The 22,008-nt window shown below is 70.1% G+C and carries 21 protein-coding genes; 11 read left to right on the top strand and 10 right to left on the bottom strand.

Annotated features, from left to right (window positions below):
- Positions 1-8: 8 nt before the first annotated feature.
- The 4 genes from mmsA (at position 9) to ACFY0P_RS12870 (ending at position 5,987) form a co-directional block, all read left to right on the top strand.
- The gene (gene mmsA, locus ACFY0P_RS12855) at positions 9-1,559 is read left to right on the top strand and encodes a multiple monosaccharide ABC transporter ATP-binding protein (RefSeq protein ID WP_388910731.1); all 1,551 of its coding nucleotides are present in this window, start codon (positions 9-11) and stop codon (positions 1,557-1,559) included.
- Positions 1,556-2,800 (top strand): multiple monosaccharide ABC transporter permease, encoded by a 1,245-nt coding sequence (gene mmsB / locus ACFY0P_RS12860; RefSeq protein ID WP_388910734.1) that lies wholly within the window; start codon positions 1,556-1,558, stop codon positions 2,798-2,800. Before mmsA ends, mmsB begins: the two co-directional genes overlap by 4 nt.
- A gap of 161 nt (positions 2,801-2,961) precedes the next feature.
- Complete coding sequence (locus ACFY0P_RS12865) at positions 2,962-4,116, top strand: aldose epimerase family protein (RefSeq protein WP_388910737.1); 1,155 nt, start codon at positions 2,962-2,964, stop codon at positions 4,114-4,116.
- Between the two features lie 227 nt (positions 4,117-4,343).
- Complete coding sequence (locus ACFY0P_RS12870; protein ID WP_388910740.1) at positions 4,344-5,987, top strand: pyridoxal phosphate-dependent aminotransferase; 1,644 nt, start codon at positions 4,344-4,346, stop codon at positions 5,985-5,987.
- 202 nt (positions 5,988-6,189) lie between these two features.
- Here the strand turns inward: ACFY0P_RS12870 and ACFY0P_RS12875 are convergent, their stop codons facing one another.
- The 5 genes from ACFY0P_RS12875 to ACFY0P_RS12895 all read right to left on the bottom strand — a co-directional run bounded on the left by ACFY0P_RS12875 (position 6,190) and on the right by ACFY0P_RS12895 (position 12,894).
- Complete coding sequence (locus ACFY0P_RS12875; protein ID WP_388910743.1) at positions 6,190-7,800, bottom strand: methyltransferase; 1,611 nt, start codon at positions 7,798-7,800, stop codon at positions 6,190-6,192.
- 56 nt (positions 7,801-7,856) lie between these two features.
- Positions 7,857-9,029: a 4-hydroxybenzoate 3-monooxygenase gene (locus tag ACFY0P_RS12880; RefSeq protein ID WP_388910746.1), complete on the bottom strand. Its 1,173-nt coding sequence runs from the start codon at positions 9,027-9,029 to the stop codon at positions 7,857-7,859.
- Between the two features lie 280 nt (positions 9,030-9,309).
- Positions 9,310-10,248, bottom strand: a complete 939-nt coding sequence (locus tag ACFY0P_RS12885; RefSeq protein ID WP_388910749.1) for a UTP--glucose-1-phosphate uridylyltransferase — start codon at positions 10,246-10,248, stop codon at positions 9,310-9,312.
- A 166-nt stretch (positions 10,249-10,414) separates the two neighbouring features.
- Positions 10,415-11,662, bottom strand: a complete 1,248-nt coding sequence (locus ACFY0P_RS12890) for a CaiB/BaiF CoA transferase family protein (RefSeq protein WP_388910752.1) — start codon at positions 11,660-11,662, stop codon at positions 10,415-10,417.
- 5 nt (positions 11,663-11,667) lie between these two features.
- Positions 11,668-12,894, bottom strand: coding sequence for an acyl-CoA dehydrogenase family protein (locus ACFY0P_RS12895; protein WP_388910755.1), 1,227 nt, complete (start codon positions 12,892-12,894; stop codon positions 11,668-11,670).
- Positions 12,895-13,258: 364 nt separating this feature from the next.
- Between ACFY0P_RS12895 and ACFY0P_RS12900 the strand changes: the two genes are divergently transcribed.
- Positions 13,259-14,017 (top strand): intradiol ring-cleavage dioxygenase, encoded by a 759-nt coding sequence (locus ACFY0P_RS12900; RefSeq protein ID WP_388910757.1) that lies wholly within the window; start codon positions 13,259-13,261, stop codon positions 14,015-14,017.
- Positions 14,018-14,056: 39 nt separating this feature from the next.
- On the opposite strand, the gene ACFY0P_RS12905 is transcribed toward ACFY0P_RS12900, so the two are convergent.
- Positions 14,057-14,521 carry an ATP-binding protein gene (locus tag ACFY0P_RS12905; protein ID WP_388910760.1) on the bottom strand — a complete coding sequence of 155 codons (465 nt, stop codon included), beginning with the start codon at positions 14,519-14,521 and terminating at the stop codon, positions 14,057-14,059.
- Between the two features lie 129 nt (positions 14,522-14,650).
- On the opposite strand from ACFY0P_RS12905, the gene ACFY0P_RS12910 reads away from it, so the two are divergent.
- From ACFY0P_RS12910 to ACFY0P_RS12920, 3 genes are all read left to right on the top strand, one after another.
- Positions 14,651-15,472 carry a Scr1 family TA system antitoxin-like transcriptional regulator gene (locus ACFY0P_RS12910; RefSeq protein ID WP_388910763.1) on the top strand — a complete coding sequence of 274 codons (822 nt, stop codon included), beginning with the start codon at positions 14,651-14,653 and terminating at the stop codon, positions 15,470-15,472.
- Positions 15,469-15,711 carry a DUF397 domain-containing protein gene (locus tag ACFY0P_RS12915; RefSeq protein WP_388910766.1) on the top strand — a complete coding sequence of 81 codons (243 nt, stop codon included), beginning with the start codon at positions 15,469-15,471 and terminating at the stop codon, positions 15,709-15,711. Before ACFY0P_RS12910 ends, ACFY0P_RS12915 begins: the two co-directional genes overlap by 4 nt.
- Positions 15,712-15,915: 204 nt before the next feature.
- The gene (locus ACFY0P_RS12920) at positions 15,916-16,437 is read left to right on the top strand and encodes a hypothetical protein (protein ID WP_388910769.1); all 522 of its coding nucleotides are present in this window, start codon (positions 15,916-15,918) and stop codon (positions 16,435-16,437) included.
- Between the two features lie 4 nt (positions 16,438-16,441).
- Here the strand turns inward: ACFY0P_RS12920 and ACFY0P_RS12925 are convergent, their stop codons facing one another.
- Positions 16,442-16,912: a pyridoxamine 5'-phosphate oxidase family protein gene (locus ACFY0P_RS12925; RefSeq protein WP_388910772.1), complete on the bottom strand. Its 471-nt coding sequence runs from the start codon at positions 16,910-16,912 to the stop codon at positions 16,442-16,444.
- Positions 16,913-16,959: 47 nt separating this feature from the next.
- Entirely contained in the window at positions 16,960-17,187 is a 228-nt protein-coding gene (locus ACFY0P_RS12930; protein ID WP_388910775.1) for a hypothetical protein, read from the bottom strand.
- A gap of 411 nt (positions 17,188-17,598) precedes the next feature.
- Here ACFY0P_RS12930 and ACFY0P_RS12935 point away from each other — a divergent pair, with 411 nt between their 5' ends.
- The 3 genes from ACFY0P_RS12935 (at position 17,599) to ACFY0P_RS12945 (ending at position 20,479) form a co-directional block, all read left to right on the top strand.
- The gene (locus ACFY0P_RS12935; protein ID WP_388910778.1) at positions 17,599-18,639 is read left to right on the top strand and encodes a serine hydrolase domain-containing protein; all 1,041 of its coding nucleotides are present in this window, start codon (positions 17,599-17,601) and stop codon (positions 18,637-18,639) included.
- Positions 18,640-18,812: 173 nt separating this feature from the next.
- Positions 18,813-19,799, top strand: coding sequence for a GlxA family transcriptional regulator (locus ACFY0P_RS12940; RefSeq protein ID WP_388910781.1), 987 nt, complete (start codon positions 18,813-18,815; stop codon positions 19,797-19,799).
- 23 nt (positions 19,800-19,822) lie between these two features.
- On the top strand, positions 19,823-20,479 hold the full coding sequence (locus tag ACFY0P_RS12945) for a maleylpyruvate isomerase N-terminal domain-containing protein (RefSeq protein ID WP_388910784.1): 657 nt from the start codon (positions 19,823-19,825) through the stop codon (positions 20,477-20,479).
- Positions 20,480-20,640: 161 nt separating this feature from the next.
- Here ACFY0P_RS12945 and ACFY0P_RS12950 read toward each other — a convergent pair whose 3' ends face one another.
- Together ACFY0P_RS12950 and ACFY0P_RS12955 are read right to left on the bottom strand one after the other, a co-directional pair.
- Positions 20,641-21,309, bottom strand: a complete 669-nt coding sequence (locus ACFY0P_RS12950) for a DUF4360 domain-containing protein (protein WP_388910787.1) — start codon at positions 21,307-21,309, stop codon at positions 20,641-20,643.
- A gap of 196 nt (positions 21,310-21,505) precedes the next feature.
- Positions 21,506-21,964 (bottom strand): Rrf2 family transcriptional regulator, encoded by a 459-nt coding sequence (locus tag ACFY0P_RS12955; protein ID WP_093503415.1) that lies wholly within the window; start codon positions 21,962-21,964, stop codon positions 21,506-21,508.
- Positions 21,965-22,008: the final 44 nt, after the last annotated feature.

Consider the following 22,008-nt stretch of genomic DNA (forward strand, 5'->3'; position numbering starts at 1 on the left):
GCACGACCATGGCGGGACCCGTCCTGGAAATGCGCTCGATCGTCAAGACCTTTCCCGGTGTCAAGGCGCTGTCGGACGTCACGCTGACCGTCCGCCAGGGCGAGGTCCACGCCATCTGCGGGGAGAACGGCGCCGGCAAGTCGACCCTGATGAAGGTCCTCTCCGGCGTCCACCCGCACGGCAGTTACGAGGGAGACATCCTCTTCGAGGGTGAACTCTGCAAGTTCGGTGACATCCGGGCGAGCGAGCAGCGCGGCATCGTGATCATCCACCAGGAGCTGGCGCTGTCGCCGTACCTCTCGCTGGCGGAGAACATCTTCCTCGGCAACGAACACGCCAAGGGCGGGTTCATCGACTGGCGGGAGACCCTGCGGCACGCCACCGAGCTGCTGCGCCGGGTGGGTCTGGACGACCACCCGGAGACCCGCGTCACCGACATCGGCGTGGGCAAGCAGCAGCTCGTGGAGATCGCGAAGGCGCTGTCGAAGAAGGTGAAGCTGCTCATCCTGGACGAGCCGACCGCGGCTCTGAACGACGAGGACAGCGGCAAACTCCTCGACCTGATCCTGGAGTTGAAGAACCAGGGCATCACCTCGATCATCATCTCGCACAAGCTCAACGAGATCCGCCGGGTCGCCGACTCGGTGACGATCATCCGGGACGGCCACTCCATCGAGACCCTCGACGTGAAGTCGAAGGAGACGACGGAGGAGCGGATCATCGCCGGCATGGTCGGCCGCGACCTGGACCACCGCTTCCCCGAACGCACCTCCTACGAGGGCGAGGAGGACGCGGCGCCGGCCCTGGAGATCCGCAACTGGACCGTGCGGCACCCGATCGACCAGGAGCGCAAGGTCGTCGACGACGTGTCGATCCACGTCCGGCGCGGCGAGATCGTCGGCATCGCGGGCCTGATGGGCGCCGGCCGCACCGAGCTCGCGATGAACGTCTTCGGGCGGACCTACGGCCGCTACAGCGGTGGCACGGTCCTCAAGGACGGCACGGAGATCCGTACCAAGTCGGTCGCGGAGGCGGTCGGGCACGGGATCGCCTACGTCACCGAGGACCGCAAGCACTACGGCCTCAACCTCATCGACACCATCAACCGCAACATCTCGCTGACCGCGCTGAACAAGGTCGCCAAGCGCGGGATCGTGGACGAGCACGAGGAGCGGCAGGTCTCCGAGGGCTACCGCAAGTCCATGAACATCAAGGCACCGACGGTCTTCGAGCCGGTGGGCAAGCTGTCGGGCGGCAACCAGCAGAAGGTCGTCCTCAGCAAGTGGATCTTCGCGGGTCCGGACGTGCTGATCCTCGACGAGCCGACCCGCGGGATCGACGTCGGCGCCAAGTACGAGATCTACACGGTCATCGACCAGCTCGCCGCCCAGGGCAAGGCGGTCGTCTTCATCTCCTCCGAGCTGCCGGAGCTGCTCGGCATGTGCGACCGCATCTACACCATGTCCGCGGGCCGCCTGACCGGTGAGGTGCCCAGGGCCGAGGCCACGCAGGAAGTGCTGATGCGCCATATGACGAAGGACAAAGAGGTAACGCGATGAGCACGGATGTCACCGCCAAGAGCCCGGCGCCCGCGCCGCCGGGCAAGAGCGGATCGGCCGCCGACGGGAACCTGCTCCAGCTGGTCCTCGGCGGGCTGCGCCGCAACATGCGCCAGTACGGCATGCTGATCGCGCTCGGCCTGATCGTCGCCCTGTTCGCGGTGTGGACCAACGGCGACCTGCTGCTGCCGCGCAACGTCTCCAACCTGGTCCTGCAGAACAGCTACATCCTGATCCTCGCCATCGGCATGATGATGGTGATCATCGCCGGGCACATCGACCTGTCGGTCGGCTCGCTGACCGCGTTCGTGGGCGCCTTCGCGGCCGTGCTGACGGTCAACCACGGCGTGCCGTGGCCGGTCGCGCTGGTCCTGTGCCTGGTGATGGGTGCCGTGGCCGGGTCGCTGCAAGGATTCCTGATCGCCTACCTCGGCATACCGTCGTTCATCGTCACCCTCGCCGGGATGCTGCTCTTCCGCGGTCTGACCGAGATCCTGCTCCAGGGCCAGACCATCGGCCCGTTCCCGAACGGGCTGCAGAACCTGGGCAACGGCTTCCTCCCCGAGGTGGGCCCGAACACCAACTACCACAACATCACGCTGCTGCTGGGCATCGTGCTGATCGCCGCCGTGGTCTGGCAGGAGTTCCGGGACCGGCGCCGCCAGCAGGAGTTCGCCCTGGAGGTGCCGCCCACCCGGCTGTTCCTGCTGAAGCTGACCGCGCTGGTCGCCGCCATCCTCGTCATGACCATGCTGCTCGCCAGCTACAAGGGCGCCCCGATCATCCTGATCGTCCTCGGCGCGCTGGTCGTCGGCTACGGCTACGTGATGCGCAACGCCGTCTTCGGCCGGCACATCTACGCCATCGGCGGCAACCTGCCGGCGGCCAAGCTGTCCGGCGTCAAGGACAAGAAGGTCTCCTTCTACGTCTTCCTGAACATGGGCGTGCTCGCGGCCCTGGCCGGCCTGGTGGTAGCGGCCCGGCTGAACGCGGCCTCGCCGAAGGCGGGCGACGGCTTCGAACTGGAGGCGATCGCCTCCTCGTTCATCGGCGGCGCCTCCATGAGCGGCGGTGTCGGCACCATCCTCGGTGCCATCATCGGCGGTCTCGTCCTCGGCGTGCTGAACAACGGCATGAACCTCCTCAGCGTCGGCACCGACTGGCAACAGGTCATCAAGGGCCTCGCCCTCCTCGCGGCGGTCGGCTTCGACGTGTGGAACAAGCGCAAGTCCGGTTCGTAAGTCAGCGAGGTCGCTCCGCTGGAAGGCCGAATCAACACTGCGGGCCGTCAGGGGCTGGTCGCGCCCACGCGGTGGCAGCCGCACATTCGGTACGCACCGCGCCCCTTCGGGGGCGCGGCTCGGCGGGGCGGCTTTCAACTCTCTTCTCAAGGAGCCGCTAGATGGAACTGAACAGACGCACGGTCATCGCAGGAGCCGCGGCGGCGGGGATCGCCGCCACCACCCTCGGCACGGGGAGTGCCGAGGCCGCCTCGGGGGGCAGGAAGCCGGTGAAGGAGCTCTTCGGCACCCTCGCCGACGGGACCAAGGTCTACCGCTGGTCCCTGGAGAACGGCGGCACCCGCCTCAAGGTCCTCTCCTACGGCGGCATCATCCAGTCCCTGGAGATCCCGGACCGGCACGGCAGGTACGCCAACGTGTCGCTCGGTTACGACAACCTGGCCGCGTACGTCGCCGGGACCACCTTCTTCGGCGCGACCATCGGCCGGTACGGGAACCGGATCGCCAAGGGCCAGTTCACCCTCGACGGCAAGACCTACCAGCTCTCCGTCAACGACGGCGTCAACAGCCTGCACGGCGGCGCCAAGGGCTTCAACACGAAGGTCTGGGACATCGAGGGCTTCACCTCGGGCTCCGACGTCGGTCTGCACCTCTACTACACGAGCGTCGACGGCGAGATGGGCTACCCGGGCACCCTCAAGACGAAGGTGACCTTCACCCTGAACCGGCACGGCGACTGGATCATCGACTACCGGGCCACCACCGACAAGCCGACCGTGGTCAACCTCACCAACCACACCTACTGGAACCTCGCCGGCGACGGCACGGGGACGATCGAGCACCACGAGTTGACGATCGCCGCCGGCCGCTACACGCCCACCGACTCGGGTCTGATCCCCACGGGCGAGCTGGCCACGGTCTCCGGCACCCCCTTCGACTTCCGCAAGGGCAAGCCGGTCGGCCGGGACATCCGCGCGGGTCACCCCCAGCAGGTGCAGGCCAAGGGCTTCGACCACAACTGGGTCCTGGACAAGGGCGTCACGGCCAAGCCGGAGCACATCGCCACGCTGCGCGACCCGCACTCCGGTCGCACCCTGAAGATCGCCACGGACCAGCCGGGCCTGCAGTTCTACTCGGGCAACTTCCTCGACGGCACCCTCATCGGCACCGCCGGCCAGACCTACCGGCAGGGCGACGGACTGTGCCTGGAGACACAGCACTTCCCGGACTCGCCGAACCACGCCGACTTCCCGTCGACGGTGCTGCGGCCGGGTCAGGTCTACAGGACGCGGACGGTTCATTCGTTCGACGCCTGAGGCGCGTGGGCGCGGCCGGTAAGGGGCTGGTCGCGCCCACGTGGTGGCCCGACGGGGCGCCGCACCGCCCGGTTCCACGAAGAAACGTAAACGCACACTTTTTTCACACGGGTTGAACAGCGCCGCACCCGCCCCCGTACTCAAGGGCGGTCCGTGCTCCCCCGCGCGGGCCGCCCAAGACGACGGGCCCGGACGTCCCCATCGGGCCCGCCTCATACGGAGGTTAAATGGCCGGCAACGTCACCTCGTTGTTCCGCAGCGGCGCTCACAGCCCGTCGATGGCGGCGCTGGCACGCGAGGGGGGCGACGGAACCGGCCCGGTCGACTTCTGCATTCCCTGCAATCCCTACTTCCCCACCCCGGCCATGATGGAAACGATGGCGGCCCGGCTGAAGGACATCATCACCTTCTACCCGAGCAGCGCCGACACCATCACCGCCGAGCTGTGCCAGCTCCTCCAGCTCCCCCCGCAGGCCGTGGCCATGGGCAATGGGTCCACCGAGCTGATCACCTGGATCGACCACCTGCTGGTCCGCGAGTCCCTCGCCATCCCCGTCCCCACCTTCGGCCGCTGGACCGACCAGCCGATGGAGACCGGCAAGCGCGTCGACATGTTCCCGCTCCAGGAGTCCAACGGCTTCGCGCTCGACCTCGCGCAGTACGCCGAGTTCATCCGCAAGCGGGGCACCAAGGTCGCCGTCATCTGCAACCCGAACAACCCCGACGGCGGGTTCCTGCACAAGCAGGCGCTGGTGCAGTTCATGGACGCCATGGCCGACCTGGACCTGATCGTCATCGACGAGTCGTTCCTGGAGTTCGCCGACGCCGAGGCCGAGCCCAGCGTCGTCCAGGAGGCGATGCTCCGGCCGAACGTCATCGTGCTGCGCAGCCTCGGCAAGAACTTCGGCCTGCACGGCATCCGGTTCGGCTACATGGTCGCCAACCCCTCGCTGGCCGGCAAGGTCCGCTCGATGCTCCCGAAGTGGAACCTCAACGCCTTCGCCGAGTACGTCGTCTTCATGCTCAAGGAGCACGGCGCCGAGTACGCGCAGAGCCTGCTGCAGATCCGCAAGGACCGCCTGGAGATGGCCAGCCAGCTCGCCACCCTGCCCGGCCTGACGGTCTACCCCTCGCAGGGGAACTTCCTCTTCGTGCGCCTTCCCGTGGGCGCCGAGGGCACCGTGGTGCGGGACCGGATGCTCACCGAGCACCGGATCCTGGTCCGTGAGTGCGGTAACAAGATCGGCTCTTCCAGCCGCTTCCTGCGTCTCGTGGTGCGCCCCGAGGTGGACGTGCGTCGCCTGGTGTCCGCCTTGGAACAGGTGCTCTACGGGACCAGGAGGGGAGCCGCCGTGCCCGAGCTGAGCACCGGGACCAGCTACAGCTCGGGTACGGCGGCGGTGGACCGGCTGGTGAGCGAGACCAACGGGGCGGGCATCCAGCTCGCGCAGGCCGTCGGCGCGGGGCCCGTCCCGGGGCTCGCCGCCGCTCCCGCCGCCGGCGTCGGCATGCCGCTCCCCGTCGCCGCGCAGCAGGGCGGCGTCGGGATGCCGATGCCGGCGGCAGCCATGCAGATGCAGCAGCCCCAGCAGCAGCCGATGATGGCGCCGGTGATGCCGATGCCGATGACGCCGGCGCCCGCACCGGCCCCGATGCCCATGCAGATGCAGGCCCCCGCCCCGGCTCCGGCCCCCGCTCCGGCCGGGCCCACGCCGCCCGGGGTGCCGGCGCGGGGCGGTCTGACGGCGGCGCAGGTACGGGGCATGACGGCGCCCGCCCCGCCGGTCCCGAACCTGGCTCCGGCACCGGCCACCGGGTGGCCGAACGCCCAGAGCTGGCCCAACGCGGCGGGGATGGGGCAGGCCGGCTAGTCGCCGTGGGCGGTGCGGCGCGTTGCCGGGTGCGGCGCCGTTGTGGCTTGTCGCGCAGTTCCCCGCGCCCCTGTCGGGGCGCGTTGCCGCACCGCACACTGATCAGCCCGTACCCCTTTCGCGCCCCGTAAGGGGCGCGGGGAACTGCGCGACCGGCCCCCACCGGCCCGCAGTGAACGAACGGCCGCAACCAGCGGAGTGCTCAGCTCCGGACGGCCTGCAGAAGCGCGGCTCCCAGGGGAAGCGCGTGGCAGGAAGCCGGCTTGAAGCCCGCCTCCTCCAGCAAGCGTCCGTAGTGGGCCTCTTCCCGCTCCCTGCCGCCGACGTTGCACAGCATGTGGAGGTCCCAGGCCGCGGCCGTGTCGCTGGGCAGCAGGCGTTCCACGACGAGCAGCCGGCTGCCCTCGCGCATCGCCTCCGCGCAGCGCCGCAGGATGGTCAGGCAGCGTTCGTCGTCCCAGTCGTGCAGGACGCGGGACAGGAGGTAGACGTCGCCGCCGGACGGGACGGACTCCGTGAAGTCGCCCTCGGCGAAGGCGCAGCGGCCGGTCAGGTCGGACAGGTGCGAGCGGGCCGCCTCCAGGGCCTCGGGGCGTTCCAGCAGGACGCCCTCCAGGTGGCCGTGGGCCCGGAGGATCCGGCCGAGCAGGGCGCCGTTGCCGCCGCCCACGTCGACCACGCGTCGTGCGGCGGAGAAGTCGACGAGGTCCGGTACCGGTGTGAACATCTCCGCGCTCGCCGCCATCGACCGGTGGAAGAGGTCGCCGAGTTCGGGACGGGCGGCGAAGTAGGGGAAGTGGTGCTGGCCGTAGCGGTGGGCGAAAGCTTCCTTCCCAGTGCTGACGGCGTACGGGAGCCCGGCGAAGGAGTCGTAGAAGGGGCCGCCGTAGAGCAGTGCGAGGGGGTGGAGGGAGTGCTCGGTGTGGGTGCGCAGGGGTTCGCCGAGCGCGGTGAGGCGGTGGGTGCCGTCGGGGGATGCCGTCAGCAGGCCGAGGGTGGCGAGGTAGCGGAGGAGGCGGCGAAGGGCGTCCGGGTCGGTGCCGGTGTGGGTCGCGAGGGCGGGGACGTCGAGGGCGGGGTGGGCGGCCAGGTGGTCGGCGATGCCCAGTTCGGCCATGGTGCGGACGGCCTGGGTGGCCCAGGCGCCGGTCATGACGCCGAGGAGGGCGAGGGCGGGGTCGGGGAGCGGTTCCTGGCGGCCGGGGAGGCGCAGTTCGAAGCGCCGGTGGTCAGTGGTGCGGAAGTAGAGGACGGTGACGTTCTCGTGGTTGTTGTAGCCGCCGCCGTCCGGGACCGCGCCGCCGCGTTCGGTCAGCAGGGTGCGCAGTCCGGCGGGGATCACGCGGCCCGGTGCGGTCACCGCGAAGGCGTGGTGCGACTCGTGGCCGTTGGTCCGTTCGTCGGCGGCGACCGTCTCCAGCGGGGAGCCGGGTGGCACGGGCAGCGCGAAGATCTCCACGGTCCGCCCGGCCACCGGCACGTGCACGATTCCGACCGGGCTGTCGGCGAGGGTGGCGCCGTAGCGGCGGGCCAGCCGTCGGCGCACCACCACGCTCGGGGTGACGGGGCCCGGGTCGAGGCCGGCGCTCCGCAGTTCGTCGCGAAGCCCGTCGAGGGCGGCGGGGAAGACCAGTACGGCGGTGTGGTCGTAGCCGAGGTGGCGGGCCACGTCGGCCCGCTCGTCGGCCGTCAGGCCGGGCAGCAGCCCGGCGAGGACCTGGTCCGTGTCGTGGTCGCGGACGTGGTCGGCCGCACGCCGGATCCGGTCCAGGTCGGTTTCCGTCAGACATGCCTGTACGACGGAGAGGTTCATGAAGAATTCCCGATGATCGTGGGGCAGGAAGAACCGGGGCCGAGGGGCCCCGGGGGTCAGATGCCGGTGTAGTTCTCGGCGAAGAAGTCCTGGTGGGCGCGGGAGGTGCGCAGGCTCTCCAGACGGGCGTACTGCAGCGCACGCCCGTAGCGGGCCTCGTCGTCCGCACCGGCCGGGCCGTGCAGCAGGCCGCTCATCCAGTGCGAGAACTCGTGGGCCCGCCAGACGCGGGGCAGGCAGTCGGCGGCGTACCGGGCGAGGCCGGTTCCGTCGCGCTGTGCCAGCGCCGCTTCGAGGGCGCGGGCCAGCAACTCGGCCTGGAGGACGGCGAGGTTGGCGCCCTTGGCGGCCGAGGGGCTGATGAGTCCGGCCGCGTCGCCGGCCAGCCACAGCCGCCCGGCGCCCGGGGACTCCAGGACGTCGGAGCGCAGGTCGACGACCGCCTTCTCCAGGACGGGGCCGTGGCGCAGCGGCCCGAACTCGGCGGTCCGCAGCCGGGTCGCCAGTTCCGTCCAGATCCGGTCCGCGCTCCAGTCGGCGGGATCGGTGCCGCGCGGGCACTGGAGGTAGTACCGGGTGACGGTGTCCGTCCGTGCCATGTGGCCGGCGAACCCGCGCTCGTGCAGGGCGTATCCGACCGCCGCCAGGCTGGGCGGGGCCGCGACCAGCACGGCCAGCCAGGAGACCCCGTGGTCCCGGCGGGCGGTCCGGGTGCCGCGGGCCGTCAGTGCGGCGCGGCCGATCCCCCGGTGCCCGTCGCAACCGGCGACGTACCGCCCGGTGACGTCCGCACCGCCGCGCACCCGCACCCGGGCCTCCGCGGCCTCCTCGGCGACTTCCTCGGCCTCGGCGCCGAACCGGATCTCCCCGCCGCGCCGCAGGTACTCGGTGACCAGGTCCCGTACGAGTTCCTGCTGCGGGTAGACGGTGTGCGGTTCACCCAGGCCCAACTTGCCGTAGTCCAGGGTGAATTCGCCGCGGGCGCTGCGGAACAGGCAGGTGGTGTGGGTCTTTCCGCGCGCCAGCAGGCCGCCGGCCAGGCCGTGTTCCGTCAGCACGCGCACGGAGTGGGCCGCGAGGAACCCGGCTCGGGCCCTGCCCTCCACCGCGGCACGGTCGCGCCGCTCCAGGATCACGCAGTCGATGCCCCGGTCCAGCAACAGGTTCCCCAGGACGAGCCCTGCCGGGCCGGCGCCGACGATCACTACACCGACCTGTGCTGTTGTCATTCCCCGCCCCTGGAGTTGCCCTTTGTCCAGAAGGTTCATATCAGCCGCATCCCTTATATAAGGGGAAGAAGCGGACTAATTACCACTAAAGGGTTGCCTGGGGTGACGAGAGCTGCCGGGAAACGGCGCGGTGCCCGTCCGCATCGAACGCGAACGGGCACCGGATCGAGCGCCGGGCAGGCCTTGCACCTGCATTTCCCCGCAGGAAGCGGGGCGTCTTTCCTTGGACCACCAACGCAGCACCAGCCACCGTGAGTTACGGCGACCAGCTCTGAAACGATCATACCGTACGCTGTGCGTCACCCTGCAACTCGCCCTCGCCCCCGCCCTCGTCGAGCTTGCTGACCAGACCGCGCAGCACGGGCCCGTACTCGGGGTGGGCGAGGGCGAAGGCCATCTGCGCGACGAGGTAGTCGGCCGGATTGCCGGTGTCGTACCAGCGGCCCTGGATGACCTGCCCGTACACGGCCCGGCTGCTCGCGTAGGCGTTGATGGCGTCGGTCAGGTACACCTCGCCGGTGCGGTGCTCGTACCAGCGGCGGGTCTGCTCGCGCAGCTCGTCGATGATGCCGGGGGTGACGACGTAGCCGCCGATGGCCGCGTACGGCGACGGCGCGTCGGCCGGCGCGGGCTTCTCGACCAGGCCGGTGATGCGCAGCTGTCCGTCGCCGAGGTCCTCCTTGACGATGGGCACGCCGTAGCGCTGGGAGTCGGCGGGGTCCATCGGCAGCAGGGCAAGGACCGGGCAGCCGGTCTGCTCGTAGGCGCGGATCAGCTGCTGGGCGCGGGGCACCTCGGCGACGAACACGTCGTCGGGCCAGAGCACGAGGACGGGCTCGTCGCCGAACGAACGGGCGGCGTTCAGCACGGGCGTGCCGTTGCCGTACGGCCCGTACTGGTCGAGGTAGGTGATGTGCCCCTTGCGGGCCAGCTCGGCGACCTCCTCGACGGCGTCCGCGTAGGCGGTCTTGCCGTCGCGGCGCAGCTGCTCGACGAGTGCCGGGTTGGGGCGGAAGTGGTCCTGTATCAGGCTCTTCCCGCCCGAGACGACGATGGTGATGTCGGTGATCCCGGAGTCCACCAGCTCACGCACGGTGTGCTCGATCACCGGTTTGTCACCGACCGGGAGCATCTCCTTCGGCGTGGCCTTGGTCAGGGGCAGCAGGCGGGAGCCCAGTCCGGCGGCCGGGATCACGGCCCTGCGGATCGTCGGGGACATCAGGTCTCTCTCGGTCGGACGGCACGGCGTACGCGGACGCTACCAACGGACACTGTGCCGCCCGGGAAACGCCCACCGATCGGACCCCGTCGTCCAGGCGATTTCCAGGCGAAGCCGAGACGAAGCGGGACGAATGTTCCGGCCCGCGTGCTCCCCGACGCGGTGCTCAGCGCGGCGGCTCCGTCTCCGGGGCGGCGGGGACCGCGCCCCGGGCGTGCAGTTCGGCGATCTCGGCGGGGCCGAAGCCCAGCTCGGCGAGGATCTCGTCGTTGTGCTCGCCCAGGTCCGGCGCCCGTTTCGCCGGCACCTTCGGCACCCCTCTGAGATTGACCGGGCTGCCGACGGTCTCCGCCAGCCCGCTGACTCCGGCCAGCGGCACGACGATGCCGTTCTCGCGCAACTGGGGGTCCCGCGCGGCCTCCTCCGGCGTCTGGATGAGGCTGTAGGTGATGCGTTCCCGCTCCAGCGCCTCCTTCCAGTCGGCGAAGGGCCGCGAGCGGAACGCGGTGTCGAGCAGCTCGGCCAGCGCGGCGGAGTGCTCGACCAGACCCTCCAGGTCCAAGAACCGGGGATCCTCGAGCAGTTCGGGGTGTCCGACGGCGCGTGCCAGTCCCTGCCAGCGCGCGGGTGAGGCGACCAGCATGAACCACTCGCCGTCCGCGGTCTGGTAGGGGTTGATCAGCGGGTTCGCCGGCGCCTTCCGGTCGTGCAGCTCGAAGGGTGTGCCGTCGGCGAGGGCGCCGGCCACGAGGGTTCCGGTGGCCCAGACGCCCGTGGCGAGCAGGGACGTCCCGACGTCGGCCCCCTGGCCCGTTCGCTCGCGGTGGTAGAGGGCGGTCGTGATCGCCGCGTAGATGGCGATCGCCGTCGTGTAGTCGCCGCTGCCCCAGACCGGTACGGTCGGCGGGGCGCCCGCGTCGCGGGTGGAGGCCAGCAGGCCGCTGCGTGACCAGTAGGCGGTCAGGTCGAAGCCCGGCTGCCGGGCGTCGGGACCGGTGTCCCCGAAGCCGGTGAGGTCGGCGTAGACGACCCTCGGGTTCCAGCCCGAGACCTCCTCGTAGCCGAGATGCAGCTTCTCGCGCGTGCCGTGCGGGAAGTTGGTGATCACCACGTCGGCCCACTCGACGAGCCGTTTGAGGACCTCGACGGCCGCCGGCGACTTCAGGTCCAGCGCCATGCCCCGCTTGTTACGGTTGGCGAGGTGCCAGCTGTAGTTCGCCTGCGCCTGCGGACTGGGCGGCACGGAGCTCAGCCGCCGCTGGGGATCGCCCGCGCCCGGCGGCTCGATCTTGATGACGTCCGCTCCGAAGTCGGAGAGCACGGTGGCCGCGGCCGGTGCCGCGATGAACGAGGACGCGTCGAGGACCTTCAGGCCGGTGAAGACGGATTCGGTGGTCACGGATTCGGTGGTCATCGTCGTCACTTCACGAAGGCGCTCAGGCCGTCGGTGACGGCGCGTCCCACGATCAGGGTCTGGATCTCCCGCGTGCCCTCGTACGAGTAGAGCGCCTCGGCGTCGGCGACGAAGCGGCCGACCTTGTAGTCGAGGACGATGCCGTTGCCGGCGAGCAGTTCCCGGGCCCAGCCGACGTTCTCCCGCATCCGCACGGTGCAGTACGCCTTCGCCAGGGCGGAGTGCTCGTCCCGGTAGATCCCGGCGTCCTGCAACTGGGCCAGGCGCGTCACCATCCCGCACGAGGCCGTGGCGTTGCCGAGCATCTTCACCAGCAGGTCCTGGACGAGTTGGAAGCCTCCGATCGGGCGCCCGAACTGCTCGCGTTCCTTCGCGTACCGCAGCGCGATCTCGTAGGCGCCGAACATCACGCCCACGGCCTGCCACGCCACCCCGCTGCGCGTCTGGCGCAGGATGTTGGCGGTGTCCTTGAACGAGTTCGCGTTCTGCAGCCGGTTGGCCTCCGGAACGCGGCAGCCGTCGAGCACGATGTCGGCGTTCTGCACGATCCGCAGCGCCATCTTGTTCTCGATCTTCGTCGCCGTGAACCCGGGGGTGTCCTTCTCCACGACGAAGCCCAGCACGTGGTTCGTCTCGGTGTCCCGCGCCCAGATGACGACCAGGTCGGCGAAGGTCGCGTTCCCGATCCACCGCTTGGCCCCGTCGAGGACCCAGCCGTCGCCGTCGCGGCGCGCGGTCGTCCGCAGGCCGCCGGCCACGTCGGAACCCCCGTGCGGCTCGGTCAGTCCGAAGGCTCCGATCTTCTCGAAGCGGCTCATCGCCGGCAGCCACCGCCGCTTCTGCTCCTCGGAGCCACAGGCGAGGATCGAGCCCATGGCGAGCCCCGTGTGCACGCCGGAGAAGGTCGCCAGGGACGCGTCGGCATGCGCGAATTCCAGCGCGAGGAATCCCGAGAGAAGGTTGCTCGGCTTGGATTCCGCGGAGTCCGGGTCCGCCCAGTCCACAAGCCCGAGCCCACCGAATCCCTCCACCAGCTGAAAGGGGAACTCAGCCCGGGCCCAGTAGTCGTCGACGAGGGGAGCGGCCTGCATGGCGAGGAATGCGCGGACGCGCTCGATCTTCTCCCGCTCGCTGTCCGTCAGCATTTCCTCGAAGGAATAGAAGTCGGCGGGAAGCAGCCCTTTGCCCAGGTAGGGACCGGACGGCGTCGGCAGAAGCGGGGTGGCACCCATGGAAATCCTCCTCCAACACTGCGGGACACGGTCATGGCCTCGAAGTTCCTCGCCACTCGGCACTCGCCGTGCGGTGTCACGGTTCTCCGGCGCGATTAGACCCGGATACCGCACCGATTCCCATGAGCCCTCGCCGTTCAAGGGGTGCCCTCGTCGGGGCGAACTACCCTAATGGCCCCTTCGTGCCCGATACCGGCGAGGAGTGCGGTGCGTGCGGGTACGGCCAACGAGTGAACGTCCGCCGATTGTCCGCAATGCCGAACGTCGACCGCCAATTCGACTGTCTCAACTCACGACTTGACGACCGCTCACTTTACGAAACTGACAGCTCGCCGACAGGCACCCTTCCTAGGGTGCCGTGTCCATGACAGAAATCTCAGAAGGCGCCCGCTCCGTCGGCCGCCGTACCGTACTCGTCGCCACCGGGACGACCGCCGCCGCCCTGGCCGTAGGCGCAGCGATCTCGACCGAGGCCCCCGCGGCAGCCGCCGCCCCGAACCTCCAGCCGGCCGCCGCGGCGGCGGTCTGCACCCTCACGGAGGAAATGACCGAAGGCCCCTACTACCTCGACGGCGCGCTGGTCCGCACCGACATCACCGAGGGCAAGGCGGGTATCTCGCTCAAGCTCGCCCTCACCGTCGTCAACTCCGCCTGCACCGTCATCCCCAACGCCCTCGTCGAGGTCTGGCACTGCGACGCGCTCGGCGAGTACTCGGGCTACGTCGGCAACAACGGCCACAACGAGAGCGACGACGGCACCTTCCTGCGCGGCGGCGTGCTCACCGACTCCAGCGGCGTCGCCAACATCACCACCATCTACCCGGGCTGGTACCGGGGCCGCTGCATCCACATCCACGTCAAGGTCCACACGGGCGTCACCCTGACCTCCGACGGCTCCTTCACCGGCGGGTCGACCCTGCACACCGGCCAGCTCTTCATCGACGAGAGCATCACCACGGCCGTCGCCAAGGTCTCGCCCTACTCGACCAACACGGTCACCCGCACCACGCTCGCCCAGGACGGCATCTACGACGACCGAGGCGCCTCCTCCGGCCTCATGACCGTCACCGGCTCCACCACCGCCGGCTACACCGGCACGCTCACCCTCGGCGTCTCCACCTGACGACGTCCGGGCCCCGGGAGCACGGCCCCCGGGGCCCGCTCAGGGGCTGCGCCGAAGTGGCAGGTCCACCTCAGCCCGTACGGTCTTGCCCGGTGCGCCGTCGCAGTCCCGCTCCAGCACCTCCCACCGATCGGCCAGCGCGTCCACGAGCACGAGCCCGCGCCCGCCGGCGTCCAGCGGCCCCGACGGCCGCACGTCCCGGGGGCCGGGCGGCCGCCGTTCGGCCCGGGTGTCGGTGACCTCGACCCGCACGCTCCCCGTCACCAGCGAGAGCCGCAGTTCGAAGTCCCGCCCGGGCACGCGCCCGTGCGTCACGGCGTTCGCGGCCAGCTCCGCGACGATCACCGACACCTTGTCGATCACCTCCGCCGACGCGAACCGGCCACCCCACGCGTGGAGTTGGGCCACGGCGAGCTGCCGCGCGAGCCGGGCACCCCGCGGGGTGCCACTGAGCCGCTGGGCGAGTGTTCGACTGACGGTGACGATGGTGGGGGGTGCGTCCATGCCCCCAATCTGCCGCCCGGAAAGGGCACTTCTCCAGGTGAGAGCCGCGTACGCTGGCCCCGCGTACACGGTCACGGACTGGACCGTACTGGTGACTGGCCGTGACCATGGGGGCGGGAGGTGGCCTAGGTGGGCGATGGAGTCGAGCCGGAGTCGTCGGACAGTCTGCGGACCTTCGGGGCAGTGGTCCAGGCGTTGCGCGAACACGCGGGGCTGAGCAGGGAGGAGTTCGGCGAGCGGGTGCGGTTCTCGAAACACACGGTGGCGTCCGTGGAGTTGGGCCGCCGCATGCCGGACGAGTCGTTCGTGGAGGCGGCGGAGGAGGCCCTGGGCAACACGGGGGCCTTGCGGCGGGCGGCGGGGCATGTGGCTCGGCAACCGGGACTTGCGGCTTGGTTTCGGCAGTGGGCTCGGATGGAGAAGGCCGCGATCAGCCTGTTCAACTACGAATGCAGGATGGTCCCGGGGCTGTTGCAGACAGAGGCTTACGCACGGCAACTGTTTGCCGACGAACTTCCACCGCTGTCTGACGAGCAGATCGAAGCCAGTTGGACGGCACGCGCCGAGCGACAGCTCCAGCTGTGGGAACGGCCGAACACCGCCTTCAGCTTCATCCTGGAAGAGCATGCCCTCCTCCGCCGAACCGGCGGGGACGAGGTCACGCGTGAGATCATCGATCGCCTCTTGGAAATGGCTCAGTTGCGGAACATCGAGATCCAGGTCATGCCGTTGGTTCAGAGGTCACACGCCGGACTGCACGGGCCAATCGCCCTTCTGGAAACCCCCGAACACAAGTGGTTCGGCTACAGCGAGGGGCAGGAGAACGGCCAGATGATCGCCAACCCGCAAGTGGTCAGCGTGCTGCAGGGCAGGTATGCCAGGATTCGTTCACAGGCTCTCACCATCCAGGACTCCGTGAGCCTGCTGCAACGGATGCGAGGGGACCTATGAGCATGTCCGGCTTGGCCTGGTTCAAGAGCAGCTACAGCAGCGGGTCCGGCGACAACTGCATCGAAGTCGCCCTCTCCTGGCACAAGTCGAGCTACAGCACCAGCGGCGACGGCGACTGCGTCGAGGTCGCCCCCTGCCCCACCACCATCCACATCCGCGACTCCAAGAACCGTCAGGGCCCCCAGCTCGCCCTCTCCCCCGCCGCCTGGGCCAACTTCCTCACGTACGCCGGAAAGTGACCGTGGGGCCGCCCGCTTCTCTTGCATGGTCGTGTCTCCACGACCCGGGTAAAGGGCGCGGACGCACGACACTGGCCGGAGAAGCGGGCGGCCCCACGGTCCTTCTCCGACGGGCGTGCGCACTCTTCATCCATCCGATCTACACATGTCCCGGACGGCGTGATTTGATCTCGGTACTGCGAGTCCACCGGGGGAGATCCAGCCATGTCCAGACGCCTTTTCGCCGTGTTCCTGGCGCTGAGCGCCGCCGTCCTCACCTCGTGCTCCGACGGCGGGGGCACGGCCCTGGACGGCGCCGGGCAGGCCAGCAACCTCGTCGGGTACGAGCACACCCAGGTCGGCAGGGAGTACTGGGTGACCATGCCGCAGATGGAGAACACGTCGGGGAAGCTGGTCACCGTCCTCAGCGGGAAGATCGTCCACGTGCCGGCCGGCCTGCGGATCACGACGTACCGGGTGGTCAGCGACGGCGCCGGCCCTCACCCCGTAGGGGTGATACCCGTAGGTGTCACGGACGACAGCGCCCTCGCTCACAAGGGCAGTTCGATCCGGATCCCGGCGCACACCCTGTCACACCTCTACTACGAGGCCCGGATCAAGGTGACCGGCACCGTGCACGGGGACCTGACCACCTGCCGCTACGAGTACCGGCAGGGCTCCACCACGTACCGCGAGGACATCGGCTGCGACACCCGGATCCGCCTCGGCAAGCCAGTGACCGGCTGAAGCCCTAGACCAGCCACTTCCCGTCGCGCATCAGGGTCCGTCCGGCCAGCTCGGGAACGGTTCCCCATGCCTGCAGCACCTGCGGGGTGACCTGGAAGAAGACATACGACGGGTGGTCCTCGCGAGGGTCCCAGCCGTCCTTGGCGGCGAAGGCGTCGCCCGCTTCGTCCGGAACCTCCTCCCGGGTCAGCATGCGCGCGGTGCCGTGGACCAGGACCACGTCCCGGGTATGGCCGAAGGAGAGCCGCACCCGGCCCGAGGCGAGGAGGTTGCGCCCGGTCGGGTTGGTGTCGCGGGTGGCCAGCCACACGGTCTCGCCGTCCCACCAGAAGGCAAGCGGAACGAGGCACGGCTCGCCGGTGCCGTCGGCCGTGGCGACCCATACGTCCTTGTCGCGGGCGAGCCGTTCCAGGGCCTCGTGCTTGCGCTGCTCCCGGCTTCGGGGTTCGCCGGGGCGAGAGTCGACTGATGCCATGCGGCGAGGCTATGGCGTGACACGTCCGGTCACATCGGGCGGCGGAACTAGGGCGCGAGGCGTAGGGCCGTACCCGTACGGACCCGGCGGCACACCACGGCCCAGTCGTGCGCCGCGGGGTCGAACCCCTCGGGCGCCCGGTCCAGGAACACCGTGACGGAGCTGATCCGGCCGTCCGTGTCGAGGCGCAGGACGTCGGTTCCGGTGGCGAGGGACGTGTCCGAGTCGGCGCCGGTCAGATTGTGCGTGCAGGGCACCCTGTAACCGATACTCATCTTTTTCACCCCGCCGTCGGCTATCCTCCGAAGGCTTCTCCAGGGTTGTGCAGGGCCCGCCAGAGCCGGCTTCGTCCCAGGGCCGGGCGGCAACTCGCCGGGCGGAGTCCCGTGTTCTCCTCCCCTGCCCCGATCGTGCCCGACGGCCTTCCTGGATTCTCGAAGGAGCATGAATTGCGCGTGAGTGTGCGTGTTCGACGGCGCCCGCGACTGACGGGGTTGCGCTCAGTAGCGACAGTTGTGGTTTCCGCGGCCCTCGTCGTGCCCCTGGCCGCGGTCCCGTCGAGTGCGCAGACGATCCGCGAGAGTGCGGCCGCCGGCCCTCGGACGCTCTCGGCGGTCCGACCGGACGACACCGCGGAGACACGCGCTCACCTGCGGGAGTTGGCGCGGAAGTTGGTGGCAGAAGGCGTGCCTGGGGTGATCGTGCGGGTGGACGACGGTCACGGCAGGCCCATCGAGATCTCCGAGCAGGCCGCCTGGACGAGGAAGGACCATCGGCTCAGGGCGGACGACGAGGTGCGAGAAGCGTCCAACACCAAGACGGTGATGGCCACCCTCGTCCTGCAACTGGTCGCCGAGCACAGACTCGCCCTCAGCGACCCGGTCGACAAGTGGCTGCCCGGCCAGGTGCGCAACGGCCGAGCGATCACCCTGCGCATGCTGCTCAACCACACCAGTGGGTTGTTCGACTACACCGAGGACCCCGCCCTCGCACCGGCCCTCACCGGCCGGGACTCCCACGTATGGACGTCGACGGAAATCCTGAGCCTGGTGAGCAGACACCCGGCACTGTTCGAGCCCGGCACCGAATGGTCGTACAGCAACACCAACTACATAGCGATCGGCGCCGTCCTGGAGAAGGCCACCGGTAAGAGCCTTGCGGCGCTGGTACGGGACCGGATCGCCGGACCCCTGGGGCTCCGGCACACCTTCTACGCCACCGGCTCCGCCTGGCGCGACCGGCACGCGCACGGATACGAACCCGACGCCGCCCACATGCCACCGGACGTCCCCGACGAGTTCAGGGACTACGCCGGACCGCAGCACGACGACCACGTGGACGTCACCGGCGACTACGTCACGGCCGACGGAGCGGATGCGGCGATCGTGTCCACCGCCGGTGACTGGTCCCGTTTCTACGGCGCGCTGATGTCGGGCCGCCTGCTGCCCGCCGCCCAACTGGCCGAGATGCGCACCACCGTGCCGGAGGGCGGGCCGGGGGACCCGGACGAGCTCGGCTACGGGTTGGGCATCGAGACGGCGAAGACGTCCTGTGGCACGGTCTGGGACCACGTCGGCGTCGTACCGGGCTATGCGACCTACAACGTCACCGACTCCACCGGCCATCGCACGGCCGCCTTCTTCTTCGCCACGTCCACCCTCACCAAGCAGGCGCACCAGACCGGCGCGGCCCTGATGGACGCGGTGAACTGCGCCGTGTTGGACTGACCTGCGCGTTTCCGTGGGAGACCTGGCTGGTTGGGCGGCCGGTGTCGCCGGCGGGCAAGGTCCGAGGCCGACAAGCGACGGCAGCGGCTGGAGCATCGCAGCGGTCACGTCCACCCGGCCCGAACAACCCGGCAAGCGATGGCAGGATAGAGCACAAGCGATAGAATCGTGCCATGTCCGCCGACATCGACTTCCTGCCCAGCCGCCCGCACCGGGTCGTGGTGCTCGCCCTCGACGGGGTCTACCCCTTCGAGCTGGGGATCCCGAACCGGGTCTTCCCCTGCGTTCCCGGCGCCTACGACGTGGTGACGTGTGCGGTGGCGGAGGACCGTACGGTGGCGACCAGCGCCGACTTCACGGTCACCGTCGGGCACGGGCCCGAGGTGCTGGAGAGTGCGGACACGGTGGTCGTGCCGCCGTACGACATGACGCGGATCGCCGACGAGCTCCCCGAGCCCGTGTCCGCCGCGCTGGCGCGGATCCGGCCCGGGGCCCGGATCGTCTCCATCTGCACGGGGGCGTTCGCACTCGCGGCGGCCGGGATGCTCGACGGGCGGCCGGCGACGACGCACTGGGCGCTGGCGCCGCGGTTCCGGCGGATGTTCCCGCAGGTCGCCCTGGATCCGGATGTGTTGTTCATCGACGACGGTGACGTGCTGACCTCGGCGGGTGCGGCCTCCGGTGTCGATGTCTGCCTGCACATCGTGCGCTCCGACCACGGCAGCGCGGTCGCCAACAGCGTGGCCCGGCAGTGTGTCGTACCGCCGTGGCGGGACGGCGGCCAGGCGCAGTACATCGAGCTGCCGGTGCCGGACGAGGGCGCCACCGGTACGGCGGCCACCCGGGCGTGGGCCCTGGAGAACCTGGAACGGCCGCTCGCACTGCGGGAGCTGGCGGATCATGCACGGATGAGTCAGCGCACCTTCGCCCGCCGGTTCCAGGAGGAGACGGGGACGAGCCCCGGGCGCTGGCTGATCCAGCAGCGGGTACGGCGCGCCCGCGACCTCCTGGAGACCAGCGAGCTGTCGGTCGACCGCATCGCGGCCGAGGTCGGCTTCGCCACCGGCACGTCGCTGCGGCAGCACCTGCACGCGGCGATCGGCGTCTCCCCGCAGGCGTACCGGAACACGTTCCGGACATCGGCGGCGGGCAAGGTCTGAGCGCGCTTGCTGGCTTGCGGGGCGTGGATCTCTTCTCACGCTCATGGACGGCGTTGCGGACGGCGGTCGCCGAGCTGCCGGACGAGTACTTCGCCCGGCCCTCCGGCTGTGCCGGCTGGCTGGTACGGGACCTGGTCTGCCACCTCGTCATCGACGCCCAGGACGTCCTGATCACCCTGGCCACGCCGGCGGAAGCGGAGCCGACGCGGAACGCGGCGACGTACTGGGAGGTCGCCGTGGCCCCGCCGACCGGTGACGATCCCCTCGACGCGCTCACCGTCCGGCTCGCCGCCGCCTACCAGGAGCCGGGGTTGCTGAAGTTCCACCTGGACGACGTGGGGTCGGCGGCCGGGCGGGCGGCCCGGCTGGCCGATCCGGCCGCCCGGGTGGGCACCCGCGACCAGGTCCTCACGGTGGCCGACTACCTCTCGGCGTACGTCCTGGAGTGGACCCTGCACCACCTGGACCTGATCGCCGGTATCCCGTCCGCGCCGGAGCCCCCGGCGGAGACCCTCGCCGCGTCCCGCGCGTTGCTGTCGGACATCGCGGGCGGGGCCTTCCCCGCGTCGCTGGCCGACCGGGACGCGCTGTCGATCGGGACGGGCCGGCGCCCGCCGACGGACGCGGAGCGGGCCGCACTCGGCGAACTGGCGCCGCGACTGCCGCTGTTCCTGGGGTAGCCGGTCCGCCCGCTCAGCAGCTCAGCCGAAGTGGCCGAGCATCGGGCTGTCCGGGCAGGCGTCGAAGCGGCGGGCATCCGCACCGAGGCGCTGCTGTGGATGACGGTCGCCCCCGGCGGCCTGGAGAGACCGGCCGGCGGCTGAGCCGCCATCCACAGGTGCTACTTGGCGGGACACTCCTTCCAGGCCATGTGGTAGACGGTGCTGATGTCGCCGTCGGTGGAGTCCATGGTCATGAAGCTGACCTTGCCGGGGTTCGCGCTTCCGGCGGCCACGCGCAGTTCGGTGTTGATGTTGAAGTTGCGCTGGACTCCGCAGGGTGCCCAGACCAGTTGGGCCCAGTCGGTGGTGTCGGTGGCCTGCCAGTTGTCGTCGTAGGGACCGCTGAAGGGATGGCTCGCGGCGGCCGTGTTGGACGAACCCTGGAAGTAGTACGAGGCACGCTGGGTGCCGGTGGCACCCGACTGCAGGGACGCGAAGCCGCGGTAGTCGGCGCTGGCGATGGCGTACGTGAAGCCCTGCGGCACGTGCACGACCAGGTTGAGCTGGCAGTTGCGCCGGAAGGCGGTGGGGTCGGAGTTGCCGCCCGCCTGGGCGAGGTAGGAGCTGTAGGTGACGGTGAAGGCGGTGTTGTCCTCGGAGACGGCGACGGCGGTGGTCCCCTGCGGGCATCCGGAGCCGTTCACCGTGGCGATGTTGATCACGATCTTGTCCGGCGGCGGGTCGTCGAAGACCGGCGACGACGAGGCCTGGGCCTGGGCGGGCAGCCCGGCGGTGAGCAGCGCGGCGAGCGCTCCGCCGAGCAGGAGTCCATGTCTCCTGGGTGCCATGGCTTCTCCAGTTCGGTGATCGGGTGGGGGGTTACGCCCGCGGCCCTGCACAGCTCACCTTTGTAGTTCACCCTTGAAGAACCTGTGAGTTTCCTGTGAAGACCGGGGCGCTCGCATCGTAGGAACCCCCACCCGGACCGGTCAGGGCGAACTCCGGCCATTCACAACGCCGGATTTCACAGTCCGCCCGCGGTCTCTAGGGGTTCTCCCAGGCCGCCGGTTCCGCCGCCAGCGCCCGCACCGGCTCCGGCAGGGCGTCCGCCGCGATGTCCGCCACGGTGACGCCTTCGAGGATCCTGCGGACGTTCGCGCGCAGGGCGATCCACAGGGGCAGCAGCGGCTGGGCGGTGCCGGTGTAGGCCAGCCCCGTCGGGCGTTCGCCGCGTACCGAGACGATCGGGCCGTCCACCGCGCGGATCAGGTCGGCCACGGTGATCGCGGACGCCTCCCGCGCCAGCCGGTAGCCGCCGCCCCCGCCCCGCCGGCTGTCGACGATCCCGGCGCGCCGGAGGTCACCCAGAATGCCCTCCAGGAACTTGTGCGGGATGTCCTGAGCGCCGGCGATCTCCTCCGCCTTCACGGGGCCCTCACCCTGCCGTACGGCGAGCTCCAGTACCGCCCGTACCGCGTAATCCGCTCGTGCCGAGATCCTCATGCGTCCATTGTGGGGCGTCCTCCCGTGGAGAATGGCCGGACCCG

It is taken from the genome of Streptomyces sp. NPDC001714, from assembly GCF_042892755.1.
Lineage (GTDB): Bacteria > Actinomycetota > Actinomycetes > Streptomycetales > Streptomycetaceae > Streptomyces.

Coding starts and splice junctions, on each gene's coding strand:
- mmsA (WP_388910731.1), top strand. CDS start 9: ATGGCGGGACCCGTCCTGGAAATGCGCTCGATCGTCAAGACCTTTCCC.
- mmsB (WP_388910734.1), top strand. CDS start 1,556: ATGAGCACGGATGTCACCGCCAAGAGCCCGGCGCCCGCGCCGCCGGGC.
- ACFY0P_RS12865 (WP_388910737.1), top strand. CDS start 2,962: ATGGAACTGAACAGACGCACGGTCATCGCAGGAGCCGCGGCGGCGGGG.
- ACFY0P_RS12870 (WP_388910740.1), top strand. CDS start 4,344: ATGGCCGGCAACGTCACCTCGTTGTTCCGCAGCGGCGCTCACAGCCCG.
- ACFY0P_RS12875 (WP_388910743.1), bottom strand. CDS start 7,800: ATGAACCTCTCCGTCGTACAGGCATGTCTGACGGAAACCGACCTGGAC.
- ACFY0P_RS12880 (WP_388910746.1), bottom strand. CDS start 9,029: ATGACAACAGCACAGGTCGGTGTAGTGATCGTCGGCGCCGGCCCGGCA.
- ACFY0P_RS12885 (WP_388910749.1), bottom strand. CDS start 10,248: ATGTCCCCGACGATCCGCAGGGCCGTGATCCCGGCCGCCGGACTGGGC.
- ACFY0P_RS12890 (WP_388910752.1), bottom strand. CDS start 11,662: ATGACCACCGAATCCGTGACCACCGAATCCGTCTTCACCGGCCTGAAG.
- ACFY0P_RS12895 (WP_388910755.1), bottom strand. CDS start 12,894: ATGGGTGCCACCCCGCTTCTGCCGACGCCGTCCGGTCCCTACCTGGGC.
- ACFY0P_RS12900 (WP_388910757.1), top strand. CDS start 13,259: ATGACAGAAATCTCAGAAGGCGCCCGCTCCGTCGGCCGCCGTACCGTA.
- ACFY0P_RS12905 (WP_388910760.1), bottom strand. CDS start 14,521: ATGGACGCACCCCCCACCATCGTCACCGTCAGTCGAACACTCGCCCAG.
- ACFY0P_RS12915 (WP_388910766.1), top strand. CDS start 15,469: ATGAGCATGTCCGGCTTGGCCTGGTTCAAGAGCAGCTACAGCAGCGGG.
- ACFY0P_RS12920 (WP_388910769.1), top strand. CDS start 15,916: ATGTCCAGACGCCTTTTCGCCGTGTTCCTGGCGCTGAGCGCCGCCGTC.
- ACFY0P_RS12925 (WP_388910772.1), bottom strand. CDS start 16,912: ATGGCATCAGTCGACTCTCGCCCCGGCGAACCCCGAAGCCGGGAGCAG.
- ACFY0P_RS12930 (WP_388910775.1), bottom strand. CDS start 17,187: ATGAGTATCGGTTACAGGGTGCCCTGCACGCACAATCTGACCGGCGCC.
- ACFY0P_RS12940 (WP_388910781.1), top strand. CDS start 18,813: ATGTCCGCCGACATCGACTTCCTGCCCAGCCGCCCGCACCGGGTCGTG.
- ACFY0P_RS12950 (WP_388910787.1), bottom strand. CDS start 21,309: ATGGCACCCAGGAGACATGGACTCCTGCTCGGCGGAGCGCTCGCCGCG.
- ACFY0P_RS12955 (WP_093503415.1), bottom strand. CDS start 21,964: ATGAGGATCTCGGCACGAGCGGATTACGCGGTACGGGCGGTACTGGAG.